We start from the raw sequence: 12,491 nt of genomic DNA, 5'->3' as shown, positions 1-12,491 counted from the left end.
GGCCGCAGCAGCGGCCGGGCCCCTTCTCTCGTCCACAGGCCCGGGACCCCTCAGCCGTAGGTGTCGCGAGGCCCGGGGCCGCGCACCGACCGCCGTCCGCGGCGGAACCCCGGCCCGGCAGGCCCGAGCACGGTGACCTGCTCGACCACGCCCTCGCCGACCTCCTCCTCGAGCCGGCGGAGCAGGGTCGGCACCAGCAGGCGCACCTGCGTCGCCCAGGCCGTCGAGTCGGCGCGCACCACGAGCACCTTCTGCTCGAAGGTCTCCGGCTGGCAGTGGTCGGCCACCTGGTCGCCCACCACCTCCCGCCAGCGCCCGATCACGCCACCCACCGAGACGTCGGCCGTCCACCCCTTGTCGCGCATGAGTCGCCCCACCACCTCCGACAGGAGCTGCGGGTCGCGGGCGCCCGGCCCCTGCCCGGACAGGCGCGGCTCCGCGAGGGGGGAGCGTCGCGCCGGCGAGCCCGGGCGGAGTCCCTTGGCCCGCGCCGCCGCCTTCGCACGGTTGAGCGCCTCTCTCGCGACCGCCGACGGCGGCGTCAGCTCGGTGCGGTCCTTGACCGGCCGCGGGTCCTCGGCGCGCGACGACGAGCCGCCCGCGTCGTCGTCCATGGGGAGGCCGTCGTCGACGCCCTCGCCGTCCTCACGACGCACGACTCACCTGGCCGGGCGTGACCTCGAACCGTGCCCCGAGCAGCCCGGGCGGGACGTCGTCGGGCACGGCGGCGGTGACGAGCACCTGACGCGCCGGTGCGACGAGCTCGGCGAGCCGCTCGCGGCGTCGCACGTCCAGCTCGGCGAACACGTCGTCCAAGATCAGCACGGGGTCGGCGTCCGTGTCGAGATCGGGGTCCCAGAACGCGGCGTCCGGCACGTGCTCCGGGTCGTCGCCACCGCCGAGCAGCCGGTACGACGCGAGCCGCAGCGCCAGCGCGAAGGACCACGACTCCCCGTGGCTCGCGTACCCCTTCGCAGGCAGCCCGCCAAGGGTGAGGACCAGGTCGTCACGGTGCGGCCCGACGAGGCTGACCCCGCGGTCCAGCTCTTGGGCCCGCGCCTCGGCCATCGCGGCGAGGATCGCCTTCTCCAGGTCCTCCGCGGCGGGAGTCGTCCCGTCCGCGGCCCCCGGGACGCTCGAGCGGTACGCGAGCTCGGCGTCGCCGTCGGCGTCGCTGACCTGCTCGTACGCCGCCGCGACGTGCGGCCGCAGGGCCTCGACCAGCGCCAGCCGCATGGCGAGGATCTGCCCGCCGAGCTGCGCGGCCCGCGCGTCCCAGACCTCGAGCGTGCTCGTGTCCACAGGCCCGGCGCCGGACCGGCGCGCCCCGCGCAGCGACTTGAGCAGGGCCGACCGCTGCCGGATGACCCGCTCGTAGTCGCCCAGGAGACCCGCGGCCCGGGGCAGGAGCTGGACCACCAGCTGGTCGAGGAAGCGTCGCCGGCCGTCGGGGTCGCCCTTGACGAGCGCCAGGTCCTCCGGCGCGAAGAGCACCGTCCGGAGGATGCCGAGGACGTCGCGCGCGCGGCCGAGCTGCCCGCGGTTCACCCGCGCCCGGTTCGCCTTGCCCGCGGTGATCTCCAGCTCGACGGTCGACGCCCGGTCACCGCGCACGATCCGGGTCCGGACCACCGCCCGCTCCGCGCCGGCCCGGATGAGCGGGGTGTCGTTCGCGACCCGGTGGCTGCCGAGGGTCGCCACGTACCCGACGGCCTCGACCAGGTTGGTCTTGCCCTGGCCGTTGCGGCCGACGAACGCGTTCGGGCCAGGCTCGAGCTCGACGTCGGCCGCGGCGTACGAGCGGAAGTCGAGGAGCGAGAGGTGCGAGACGTACATGGTCCCCCGGCGGGGCCCGTCAGGCCGGGGGCTCGAGCGGGCCCGCTCCGGGAGAGGCGGGGCCGGCCGGCTTCACGGCGTGCCCGCCGAACTGCTGACGCAGCGCGGCGACGGCCTTCATCGCGGGGGACTCCGTCTGCCGCGAGGAGAAGCGCGCGAACAGCGCCGCGGAGATCACCGGGAGCGGGACGGCGTTGTCGATCGCCTCGTCCACGGTCCACCGCCCCTCGCCGGAGTCGTCGACCCAGTCGTCGATCGCGGCGAGGCTCGGGTCCTCCTCGAGCGCCTTGACCATGAGGTCCAGCAACCACGACCGCACGACGGTGCCCCGGGTCCAGGCCTTCATCGTGCCGTGGACGTCCGTGACGATGTCCTTCGCGGCGAGCAGCTCGTAACCCTCGGCGTACGCCTGCATGAGGCCGTACTCGATGCCGTTGTGGACCATCTTCGCGAAGTGGCCCGCGCCGACCGTGCCGGCGTGCACGAAGCCCTCCTCGCGCGGTCCCTCCGGCCGCAGCGCGTCGAAGATCGGCATCAGGTAGTCGACCTGGTCGTCCGCGCCGCCGACCATGAGCCCGTAGCCGTTGGCGAGCCCCCACACACCGCCGGAGACGCCGACGTCGACATAGCCGATGCCGCGCTCGGCCAGCTCCGCCGCGCGGGCCTGATCCTCCGGGTAGTGCGAGTTCCCGCCCTCGATGACGACATCACCCTCGCCCAGCAGCGTGCCGAGCTCCTGCACGACGCCGCGGGTCGGGTCGCCAGCCGGCACCATCACCCACACGACACGCCGGTCCGCGGGCAGGGCGGCCACGAGGTCCGTGAGCGACGCGACGTCGGACACCTCGGGGCGCGGGTCGTACCCGGTCACCTCGATGCCGCCAAGCCGCAGCCGCTCGCGCATGTTGTTGCCCATCTTGCCCAGACCGACGAGTCCGATGTGGCTGACCATGGGTACCTCCGGGAGCGGTGCGGGCGAACGGGCAGGACGTGCTCAGCCGGCGAAGCGGATCGGCACGAGCAGGTAGCGGTACTCCGACGAGTCCTCGCCGTCGAGCGACTCCTGGCCGGTGAACTCGACCGGCTTGTTCGGGTGCGTGAACGACAGCCGGACGAAGTCGGTGCCCAGCGCGCCGAGCCCGTCCAGCAGGAACTGCGGGTTGAACGCGACCTGGATGTCCTCGCCCACCAGCACCGCCTCGAGGGCCTCGGACGCCTGCGCGTCGTCGCCCTGGCCGGCGTCGAGCACGACCTGGCCGTCGGTGAACGACAACCGGATCGGCGTGTTGCGCTCCGCGACGAGGGACACGCGCTTGGCCGCCTCGATCAGCGGCGCCGTGGCCACGACGGCGTGGATCGGCGTCGCGTCCGGGAACAGGCGCCGCACGGGCGGGTAGTCGCCGTCGACGAGCTGCGACGTCGTGTGGCGGCCGCCCGCCTCGAAGCCGATGAGGTCCACGCCCTGACCGGTGGACAGGCCCACGTTGACGAGGCCGCCGCCCCCGCCGAGCGACTTCGCGACGTCGGTCAGGGTTCGGGCGCGCACGAGCGCGACCGCCGAGTAGCCCGGCGTGGCCGGCGTCCACGTGAGCTCGCGCAGGGCGAGCCGGTACCGGTCGGTGGCGATGAGGGTGATGCGCTCGCCCTCGATCTCCATGCGCACGCCGGTGAGCAGGGGGAGCGTGTCGTCGCGGCTCGCGGCCACGCTCACCTGCGCGACGGCGTGCGTGAGCGCGTCGCCGGTCACCGTGCCGCTCAGCTCGGGCATCTGCGGCAGCGCCGGATAGTCCTCCACCGGCATCGTCAGCAGCGTGAAGCGCGACGCACCGCACGTCAGGACCACCTTGGTGCCCTCGAGCGTGACGTCCACGGGCTTGTTCGGCAGGGCCCGGGAGATCTCCGCCAGGAGCCGGCCCGAGACCAGCACCGTGCCCGGCTCCGAGACCTCGGCGGGGATCTCCGCGCGGGCGGAGACCTCGTAGTCGAAGCTGGACAGCCAGATGGTGCCCGCCGTGTCGACCTCGATACGGACGCCCGCGAGCACCGGTGCCGGCGGGCGCGTGGGGAGCGTGCGCGCCGTCCAGGTCACGGCCTCGGCCAGGACGTCACGCTCAACCCGGAACTTCATCCCACTCCTCGCGTTGTCGACCCTTGTCGATCGAAGTGGACGTGCGGGCGTGGGGTCGGTGGTCCGGGACCGGCCCGGACCGTCGACATGACCCGACCTGCCTCGTCGTCCGAGCCAAACCCTACGCGAGACAAGGGCTCTTCGGCACGTGATCCTCAGGCCAGCGCCCCGGGCCGCCCCGGACCGTCGAGCCGGCCTGATGAAGGTGTGGGGAATTTCTTCTTGATCACACGTTCGTCATCGTCATCGGGGTTGTGGAATCTGGGGATGACGGGTGTTTGCGCAGGTCAGGGCGCTGTTGTGGGTGTGGAGGCTGTGGGGGCGCCGCTGTGGACAACACCTGTGGCCTGTGGGCGACGGAATCTGCACCCACAGGTGTCCACCGATCGGGGCGTCGTCGTCCACGGATCTCGGGCCGTGATCCACACGCGTCCACAGAGTTTTCCACAGGTGTGAATCTCTCCCTCGGCCGCGAGGGGCCACTTGTCCACGATATTGCTCCACAGGCCTGGGGACAGGTAGGGCGGAACCGGCCGTTTCCGGGCATGACCCTGTGGGCGGGGATGTGGAGAGACGCCGACGGGCCCGGATCCACAGCCCTGTGGAGAGCGTGGTCGGGCCCGCGAGGCGGTGCGGTCGTGCGGAGAGGTCAGCCGCGGTGCTGCTGCTTGATGCGGCTCGTGAGCTCGGTCACCTGGTTGTAGGTGGAACGGCGCTCGGCCATCTGGCCCGCGATCTTCTTGTTCGCGTGCATCACGGTGGTGTGGTCGCGGCCGCCGAACTGCTGGCCGATCTTTGGCAGCGACAGGTCCGTGAGCTCGCGGCAGAGGTACATGGCGATCTGACGCGCGGTGACGAGCACGCGGGAGCGCGACGAGCCGCACAGGTCGTCGATCGTGAGGCCGAAGTAGGCGGCCGTCTGGGCGATCACCATCGACGGGGTGATCTCCTGCGTGTCGTCGTCGGTGATGAGGTCCTTGAGCACGATCTCCGCGAGGGCGAGGTCGACCGCCTGGCGGTTGAGGTTCGCGAAGGCCGTGACGCGGATGAGCGCACCCTCGAGCTCGCGGATGTTCGTCGAGATGCGCGAGCCGATGTAGCTGAGCACCTCGGCGGGGACGTCGAGACGCTCGCTCGCGGCCTTCTTGCGCAGGATGGCGATGCGGGTCTCGAGGTCCGGCGGCTGCACGTCCGTGATGAGGCCCCACTCGAAGCGCGACCGCAGGCGGTCCTCGAAGCCGTTCAGCTGCTTGGGCGGGACGTCGGAGGTGATCACGACCTGCTTGTCCGCGTTGTGGAGCGCGTTGAAGGTGTGGAAGAACTCCTCCATCGTCTGTTCCTTGCCCTCGAGGAACTGGATGTCGTCGATGAGGAGGACGTCGACGTCGCGGTAGCGGCGCTGGAAGGCCCCGGCACGCCCCTCGCCGATGCTGTTGATGAAGTCGTTGGTGAACTCCTCGGAGTTCACGTAGCGCACGCGCACGTGGGGATAGAGGTTGTGGGCGTAGTGGCCGATGGCGTGGAGCAGGTGTGTCTTGCCGAGCCCGGAGTCCCCGTAGATGAACAGGGGGTTGTACGCCTTGGCGGGGGCCTCGGCCACGGCGACGGCGGCGGCGTGGGCGAACCGGTTGGACGAGCCGATGACGAAGGTCTCGAAGATGTACTTCGGGTTCAGCCGGGTCGGCTCGGCCGACTGCTTGGGGCTCGGTGGCAGCGGGGGCGCCTCCGGCTCGTCGGGGACGCCCGGCTCCGGGGGAGCGGTGTAGTCCTGCGACGGGCCGGTGAGGGTGTCGCTGCTCAGCTCGGGGTCCACCGTGATGCCGAACCGGATGTCACGGCCGAGGGTGGAGGCCATCGCCGAGACGAGCTGGTCGCGCACGCTGGTCTCGAGGTAGGCGCGGGTCTGCTCGTGGGGCACCGCGATGAACACGGTGTCCTCGAGGATCGCCATCGGCTTCGCGAGCTTGATGAACGCGAGCTGCCGGGCGGTCATGTCCGGCCGTGCCTCGAGGGTGGCGAGCGTGTGTGCCCAGACGTCGGTGATGTTCTCGTCCGGCTGGGCCACGGGCGTCGTCCTTCGGGTCGTTCGGGATGGGGCAGCTGTAGGTCAACGAGGTCGCGAGTCTGCCACGCCAGATCTCCGTCCACAGCGTTGTCCACATGCTGTGGAACCTGTGGACAAGGCTGTGGGCGATGACCGTACCGGGCGGCCGGCGCGACGTCGCGCCGAGGTGCGTGAGGTCCTCCACATCGTAGCCACCGGCCGCTCCGGGTCGCCCCCGGGCGGGTTTGACCTGAGGGGGCTCCACGGCGTAACGTCGGACAGCCGTTCCAGGTCCTTTCGCGCGCCCTTAACCGGGCTGCCGGTCCTCGGGTCGGCCCGGTCGGTGCTTCCACGTCTCGTACGCGTGGTCCGACCTGCGACAAGACCTGCATCGTCGAGGAACTGACGGTGTGCCTCCCCGACGTTTCTTGGAGTACCTCGTGAGCAAGCGGACTTTCCAGCCGAACAACCGCCGTCGTGCCAAGACCCACGGCTTCCGGCTGCGCATGCGCACCCGTGCCGGCCGCGCCATCCTGGCGAACCGTCGGCGCAAGGGTCGCGCCGAGCTCTCTGCCTGACGGATGCTGCCCGCGGCGCACCGACTGCGCCGTTCCGTCGACTTCGAACGGACGGTGCGCCGCGGCACGCGTGCAGGACGATCGACCGTGGTGGTGCATCTCCTCGTCGACCCCGACTCCGGCCCTGAGGCCGGCGTCGGTGCTGTCGCGGGCGATGCACCGTCACAGGTCGGTCTTGTCGTATCCAAGGCCGTGGGGAACGCCGTGCACCGCAACCGGGTGAAGCGCCGGCTGCGGCACATCGCCGCAGCGCACCTCGCCGCCCTCCCCGCCGGGGCGAGGATGGTCGTGCGCGCCCTGCCCGCCTCGGGCGGCGCCACGTACGCGGAGCTCGACAGGGACCTCACGAGCAGCCTCGACCGCGCCGTCGCGCGCGCCCGGAGGACGACGTGACCGCCTCGACGCTCGACCGCGGGCGCGACGTGCTGCGGAACCTCCCGGCCACCGTCCTCATCGGCGTCCTGCGCGTCTACCAGTCGGTGATCTCCCCGCTGACGGGGCCCACCTGCAAGTACTACCCGTCGTGCTCCCAGTACGCGATCATCGCGATCCGTACGCACGGCACGCTACGGGGAACCGGCCTCGCTCTGTGGCGGATCCTGCGGTGCAACCCGTGGAGCCTCGGCGGAGTCGACGACGTCCCACCCGCTCGGTCCCAGCACGCCGACAGCGATGTCGGCGGGGCAGGTCACGAGCACCGCGGCGCAGCACACCACTGACCCTCCCGGACCGCGCCGCCGGGGACGCAGACTTTCCGACAGAGGAGACAATTCGGGATGTTGGACACCATCCTCTACCCCATCGAGTGGGTCGTGGCCTGGATCATGTACGGGGCCCACGCCCTGTTCACGACCCTCGGGATGCAGGACGGCCCTGGCTGGGCATGGGTGTTCTCGATCGTCGCCCTGACGGTCGTGATCCGTATCGCGCTGATCCCGCTGTTCTTCAAGCAGATCAAGGCCTCGCGCGGCATGCAGATGATGCAGCCCGAGCTGCAGGCCGTGCAGAAGAAGTACAAGGGCAAGACCGACCCGGCGTCCCGGGAGGCCATGGGTCGCGAGACCATGGAGCTGTACCGCAAGCACGGCACCAACCCCATGGCGTCGTGCCTGCCGATCCTGCTGCAGTCCCCGATCTTCTTCGCGCTGTTCCGGGTGCTCAACAACCTGCAGGGCATCGCCGAGGGCACGCACAAGGCCATCGGCCCGATCGACCAGCGCATTGCCGGCGACATCGAGACGTCGAGCCTCTTCGGGGCCCAGCTCTCCGACATCTTCCGGACGACCGACTCGATGACGTCGCGCATCGTGGTCATCTGCCTCATCATCCTGATGAGCGCCACCATGTTCTTCACGCAGCGTCAGCTCACGATGAAGAACATGCCCAAGGCCGCCCTCGAGGGGCCGATGGCGAGCACGCAGAAGATGATGCTCTACATCCTCCCGGTGATCTTCCTGATCTCGGGCATCAACTTCCCCGTGGGTGTGCTGATCTACTGGGTCATCTCGAACCTCTGGTCGATGGGCCAGCAGTTCTACACGATCAAGAAGATGCCGGCCCCCGGCTCGGAGGCAGAGCGTCTCCTCAAGGAGAAGCAGGCGCGGAAGGCCGCGGCCAAGGGTGTCATCGAGGCGACCCCCGAGCCCGAGCCCGAGAAGCCCCGCGGGCAGCGTGAGCAGCCCAAGCGCAAGAACCGCCAGAAGCGCCGCTGACCAGCGAGAGGAATCGAACACCGATGACGACGGACACGCCGGTGGAGCAGGGTCCTGACCGGACGAAGCGCCTCGAGGAGGAGGGCGAGATCGCGGCGGACTACCTCGAGGAGCTCCTCGACATCGCCGATCTCGACGGCGACATCGACCTGGACATCCAACACGACCGCGCCGCGGTCGAGATCGTGGCGGACGTGGACGAGGACCTCTCGGCCCTCGTCGGGCGCGACGGCGAGGTGCTGGAGGCGCTGCAGGAGCTCACCCGCCTGGCCGTCCAGGCGCGCACGGGGGAGCGGAGCCGTCTGATGCTGGACATCGCCGGGTTCCGTGCGGCGCGTCGGCAGGAGCTGACGGTGCTGGCCGAGGACGCGATCCGCGAGGTGCGCGAGTCCGGTCGTGAGGTGGAGCTCGACCCGCTGAACGCCTTCGAGCGCAAGGTCGTGCACGACGCCGTCGCAGCGGCGGGGCTGGTCAGCGACTCGCGGGGCGCGGAGCCGGCACGGTACGTGGTGGTTCAGCCGGCCCCGGACCAGGACGCCGCACCGGAGTCCTGACAGTCGTCTCGAGAGCCCGTTGTTTCACGTGAAACGACGGGCTCTCGGCATGTGGTGGGAGCGCAAGGGAGAGAGCGTGAGTGACGAGACACAGGTCCCCACGGGCGACGACGCGGAGCTCGAGGAGAGCGAGGCCGTCCGTGCGTACTTCGGGGACCGGTACGAGCTGGTGGCGCGATACGCCGAGAGCCTGAGGGACGAGGGCGAGCTGCGCGGTCTGATCGGACCGCGGGAGGTCGCACGGCTGTGGGAGCGGCACATCCTGAACTCGGCCGCCGTGACTCCCTACCTCGGCGACGCGCGGTCGGTGGCGGACATCGGCTCGGGGGCGGGGCTTCCCGGTCTCGTGCTGGCCATCCAGCGGCCGGAGGTCGAGGTGCATCTCATCGAGCCGATGGAGCGTCGGACCGCCTGGCTGCAGGAGTGCGTCGACAGCCTGGGCCTGGCGAACGTGTTGGTGAAGCGGGGACGCGCGGAGGAGTACCACGGCGCGTTCGAGGTCGATGTCGTGACGTCACGCGCCGTGGCGGCACTGAGCAAGCTGGCACGGATGAGCCTGCCGCTCGTCCGCAAGGGCGGCGCGATGGTCGTGCTGAAGGGGCGCAACGTCGAACGGGAGATCGAGCCGGCGCGCAAGGTGCTGCGCTCCTTCAAGACGGCCGAGCCGGAGATCCTCGAGGGGCGCACGGTCGACGACGTCGAGCCCACGACGATCCTCCGCGTCCGTCGTTCCTGACTTTCGCAGGATCCCAGGGGGCGGACGTCCGGCCTGTCCACGGGCCGGAGTTTTGACCCGTCGCGATGTCGCTGAGGCCGTAGAGTGAGCGCGGAGCACCGGGCCGTGGCGTCGTACGTGCCGCGACTCGGGTGCACAGTCCCTGTGACGAACCGGAGGAGTGGCACGTGAGCACGAGTACGGAGCACGTCGACGACGTCCCGCAGAACGATGGGACCGCGACGGGCGATCCGCACGTTTCACGTGAAACCGCACCCGGCTTGTCGTGGGCGCAGGGTGGCCTCCCTCCCGCCATCGACGGACACCGGGCGGCGCTGGTGGCCTCGGTCCCCGAGGCCGACGAGTCGACCCCGCTCGCGGCGCAGCTCGCGATCGACGCGCGTCGCCGGATCGAGCTCCAGGGACGCCAGTTCCCGCGGCCCGCGCGCACCCGGATCATCACGGTGGCGAACCAGAAGGGCGGCGTCGGGAAGACGACGACCACCGTGAACCTCGCTGCCGGCCTGGCCCAGTCGGGTTTGAAGGTCCTGGTCATCGACAACGACCCGCAGGGGAACGCCTCCACTGCGCTCGGTCTGGAACATCGTGCCGGCACGCCCTCCATCTATGAGGTGCTGGTCGAGGACGAGCCGCTCGCCCATACCGTCCAGGAGTGCCCGTCTGTTCCCGGGCTCTACGGCGTGCCGGCAACCATCGATCTCTCCGGGGCCGAGATCGAGCTCGTCTCTCTCGTTTCACGTGAAACACGTCTGCGGCGGGCGCTCGACGCCTACCTGGCGGAGCGTGAGCAGCGCGGGGAGGAGCAGATCGACTACGTGCTGGTCGACTGCCCCCCGAGCCTCGGCTTGCTCACCGTGAACGCCTTCGTGGTCGGGCGTGAGGTGCTGATCCCGATCCAGTGCGAGTACTACGCGCTGGAGGGGCTCAGCCAGCTCCTCAAGACGATCGAGCTGATCAAGGCGCACCTGAACCCCGAGCTTCGCGTCTCGACGATCCTCCTCACGATGTATGACGGGCGGACGAACCTGGCGCAGCAGGTCGCCGAGGAGGTGCGTGAGCACTTCCCAGACCAGACGCTGCGCACCACAGTCCCGCGGTCGGTCCGCATCTCCGAGGCGCCGAGCCACGCGCAGACGGTCATGACCTACGACCCGAGTTCGACGGGATCCCTGGCCTACCTGGAGGCCGCCCGGGAGCTCGCGGAGCGCGCACCGCAACGCGCTGACCTGCGATGACGGCGCAATACGGCGCGACGACGCCCCGCATCAGTGCCGCCGCGACGGCGCACGTCGGGGCGCCTCGCAGGAGAGATGTGGACGGTTCCCCGTCGGTGCGGGGGCAGGGCGGTAACTTCGTCAGGACGAGCAGGGGAGCGCGGAGCCGGATGGTTCAGGAGGCTGGAGCATGAGTCAGAAGAAGCGTGGTCTGGGTCGCGGGCTCGGCGCGCTGATCCCGTCCGGGCCCGAGGGCGATCGTCCGGTGGATGTCTTCTTCCCTGCGGGCGAAGGACGCGACTCGACCGACGGCGGCAGCGCAGTCGCCACGGTGGGCGTGGACCGGCCCTCCGGGGAGAACGGCGACGACGCCGGGCGCGCCTCCCGCCGCTCCGCCTCGTGGGACTCCGCCATCGCAGGTGGCCGCCTGAGCATCCGGACGGGCGGGGAGACGCAGGCGAAGACGCCTACCTCGGCTGCTCCCACGTCGGTCCTGGCCGATGCCCCCGCCGGCTCGGCGGATGCCGACGCTCGGGACGCTGCGGATCGGGGCGCGGAGGATTCGCTGGGCGCGGACGGGCTCTCCTTGGGCCTGATCACCAGCATCGAGATCCCGGATGTCGACGACGTCACCGGTGCGGCGTCCGAGCGGAACGGCACGGACGAGGGCGAGGGCGCTCCCGGGCAGGTTGCCGCGGAGGAGGCGCCGCAGATCGAGGACACCGACGTCGTTTCACGTGAAACGGAACTGAAGCCCGTGCCGGGCGCGCGGTTCGCGGAGATCCCCGTCGAGTCGATCCGTCCGAACACCTGGCAGCCGCGGACCGTCTTCGACGACGGCGAGCTCGACGAGCTGGTCGCGTCGATCACCGAGATCGGCGTGCTACAGCCGATCGTGGTGCGACCCGATCCCTCCGACGCCGAGCACTACGAGCTCATCATGGGTGAGCGACGGTGGCGTGCGAGCCAGGCGGCCGGCCTCGAGACAATCCCGGCGATCGTTCGCGAGACCGACGACAGCGACATGCTGCGGGACGCGCTCCTGGAGAACCTGCACCGGGCGGCGCTGAACCCGCTCGAGGAAGCGGCCGCCTACCGTCAGCTGCTGGACGACTTCGGGTGCACCCACGAAGAGCTGGCGACGCGAATCGCCAGGTCGCGTCCGCAGATCTCCAACACCCTGCGCCTCCTCAAGCTGCCGCCGCTCGTGCAGCGACGGGTCGCTGCGGGTGTGCTCTCGGCGGGTCACGCACGCGCCCTTCTCTCGCTCAGCGACGGCGCGGAGATCGAGCGACTCGCTCAGCGGATCGTCTCCGAGGGCCTGTCGGTGCGAGCCACCGAGGAGATCGTCACGCTGCTGACCAGCGGCGACACCGATGCTCCGACCCGCCGCGCCCCGCGCGCGGGCCAGCGCAGCGAGGCGATGGACGAGCTCGCGACGCGGCTTGCTGACCGTTTCGAGACGCGTGTGAAGGTGAGCATCGGGAAGACGAAGGGACGTCTCACCGTGGAGTTCGCCTCGGTCGAGGATCTCAACAGGATCCTGGGCGTGATGGCCCCGGAGGATCCGGGCCTCCTGCGTTCCGGACCCGCCTGACACGGGTTGCCACGGACGGGCATCGCTCCCCGGAGAGCGATGCCCGTTCTTGTGTCCGGCCGGATCTCGGAGCCCGCCCGCGCGGCGAGCAC

The 12,491-nt window shown here is 70.6% G+C and carries 13 protein-coding genes; 8 read left to right on the top strand and 5 right to left on the bottom strand.

Annotation, left to right across the window (positions count from 1 at the left end):
- Window positions 1-50 precede the first annotated feature (50 nt).
- From ACFUVW_RS14835 to dnaA, 5 genes are all read right to left on the bottom strand, one after another.
- Window positions 51-656: a DUF721 domain-containing protein gene (locus ACFUVW_RS14835; RefSeq protein WP_430572092.1), complete on the bottom strand. Its 606-nt coding sequence runs from the start codon at window positions 654-656 to the stop codon at window positions 51-53.
- The gene (gene recF / locus ACFUVW_RS14830) at window positions 646-1,836 is read right to left on the bottom strand and encodes a DNA replication/repair protein RecF (RefSeq protein WP_430572091.1); all 1,191 of its coding nucleotides are present in this window, start codon (window positions 1,834-1,836) and stop codon (window positions 646-648) included. Before recF ends, ACFUVW_RS14835 begins: the two co-directional genes overlap by 11 nt.
- Before the next feature lie 19 nt (window positions 1,837-1,855).
- Window positions 1,856-2,788 (bottom strand): phosphogluconate dehydrogenase (NAD(+)-dependent, decarboxylating), encoded by a 933-nt coding sequence (gene gnd / locus ACFUVW_RS14825; RefSeq protein WP_430572090.1) that lies wholly within the window; start codon window positions 2,786-2,788, stop codon window positions 1,856-1,858.
- Window positions 2,789-2,830: 42 nt separating this feature from the next.
- The gene (dnaN, locus tag ACFUVW_RS14820; protein WP_429731084.1) at window positions 2,831-3,964 is read right to left on the bottom strand and encodes a DNA polymerase III subunit beta; all 1,134 of its coding nucleotides are present in this window, start codon (window positions 3,962-3,964) and stop codon (window positions 2,831-2,833) included.
- A 649-nt stretch (window positions 3,965-4,613) separates the two neighbouring features.
- A complete protein-coding gene (dnaA, locus tag ACFUVW_RS14815) occupies window positions 4,614-6,029 on the bottom strand; it encodes a chromosomal replication initiator protein DnaA (RefSeq protein WP_430549418.1) in 1,416 nt (471 codons plus the stop codon).
- Window positions 6,030-6,448: 419 nt separating this feature from the next.
- On the opposite strand from dnaA, the gene rpmH reads away from it, so the two are divergent.
- The 8 genes from rpmH to ACFUVW_RS14775 all read left to right on the top strand — a co-directional run bounded on the left by rpmH (window position 6,449) and on the right by ACFUVW_RS14775 (window position 12,399).
- Complete coding sequence (rpmH, locus tag ACFUVW_RS14810; RefSeq protein WP_013840089.1) at window positions 6,449-6,586, top strand: 50S ribosomal protein L34; 138 nt, start codon at window positions 6,449-6,451, stop codon at window positions 6,584-6,586.
- A 3-nt stretch (window positions 6,587-6,589) separates the two neighbouring features.
- Window positions 6,590-6,979, top strand: a complete 390-nt coding sequence (rnpA, locus tag ACFUVW_RS14805) for a ribonuclease P protein component (protein ID WP_430572089.1) — start codon at window positions 6,590-6,592, stop codon at window positions 6,977-6,979.
- Window positions 6,976-7,305 carry a membrane protein insertion efficiency factor YidD gene (gene yidD / locus ACFUVW_RS14800; protein WP_430572088.1) on the top strand — a complete coding sequence of 110 codons (330 nt, stop codon included), beginning with the start codon at window positions 6,976-6,978 and terminating at the stop codon, window positions 7,303-7,305. The genes rnpA and yidD overlap by 4 nt, the downstream gene beginning before the upstream one ends.
- A gap of 57 nt (window positions 7,306-7,362) precedes the next feature.
- Window positions 7,363-8,298, top strand: a complete 936-nt coding sequence (gene yidC / locus ACFUVW_RS14795; protein WP_430572087.1) for a membrane protein insertase YidC — start codon at window positions 7,363-7,365, stop codon at window positions 8,296-8,298.
- 23 nt (window positions 8,299-8,321) lie between these two features.
- Window positions 8,322-8,852 carry a protein jag gene (locus ACFUVW_RS14790; protein ID WP_430572086.1) on the top strand — a complete coding sequence of 177 codons (531 nt, stop codon included), beginning with the start codon at window positions 8,322-8,324 and terminating at the stop codon, window positions 8,850-8,852.
- 49 nt (window positions 8,853-8,901) lie between these two features.
- Complete coding sequence (gene rsmG, locus ACFUVW_RS14785) at window positions 8,902-9,588, top strand: 16S rRNA (guanine(527)-N(7))-methyltransferase RsmG (RefSeq protein ID WP_430572085.1); 687 nt, start codon at window positions 8,902-8,904, stop codon at window positions 9,586-9,588.
- Between the two features lie 293 nt (window positions 9,589-9,881).
- Window positions 9,882-10,823, top strand: coding sequence for a ParA family protein (locus ACFUVW_RS14780; RefSeq protein ID WP_430572093.1), 942 nt, complete (start codon window positions 9,882-9,884; stop codon window positions 10,821-10,823).
- 169 nt (window positions 10,824-10,992) lie between these two features.
- Window positions 10,993-12,399, top strand: a complete 1,407-nt coding sequence (locus ACFUVW_RS14775; RefSeq protein WP_430572084.1) for a ParB/RepB/Spo0J family partition protein — start codon at window positions 10,993-10,995, stop codon at window positions 12,397-12,399.
- Window positions 12,400-12,491: the final 92 nt, after the last annotated feature.

The organism is Isoptericola sp. NPDC057391, from assembly GCF_042668085.1.
In the GTDB taxonomy this organism is placed as follows: domain Bacteria; phylum Actinomycetota; class Actinomycetes; order Actinomycetales; family Cellulomonadaceae; genus Isoptericola.
This window is presented reverse-complemented; position numbering and strand designations above follow the sequence as displayed.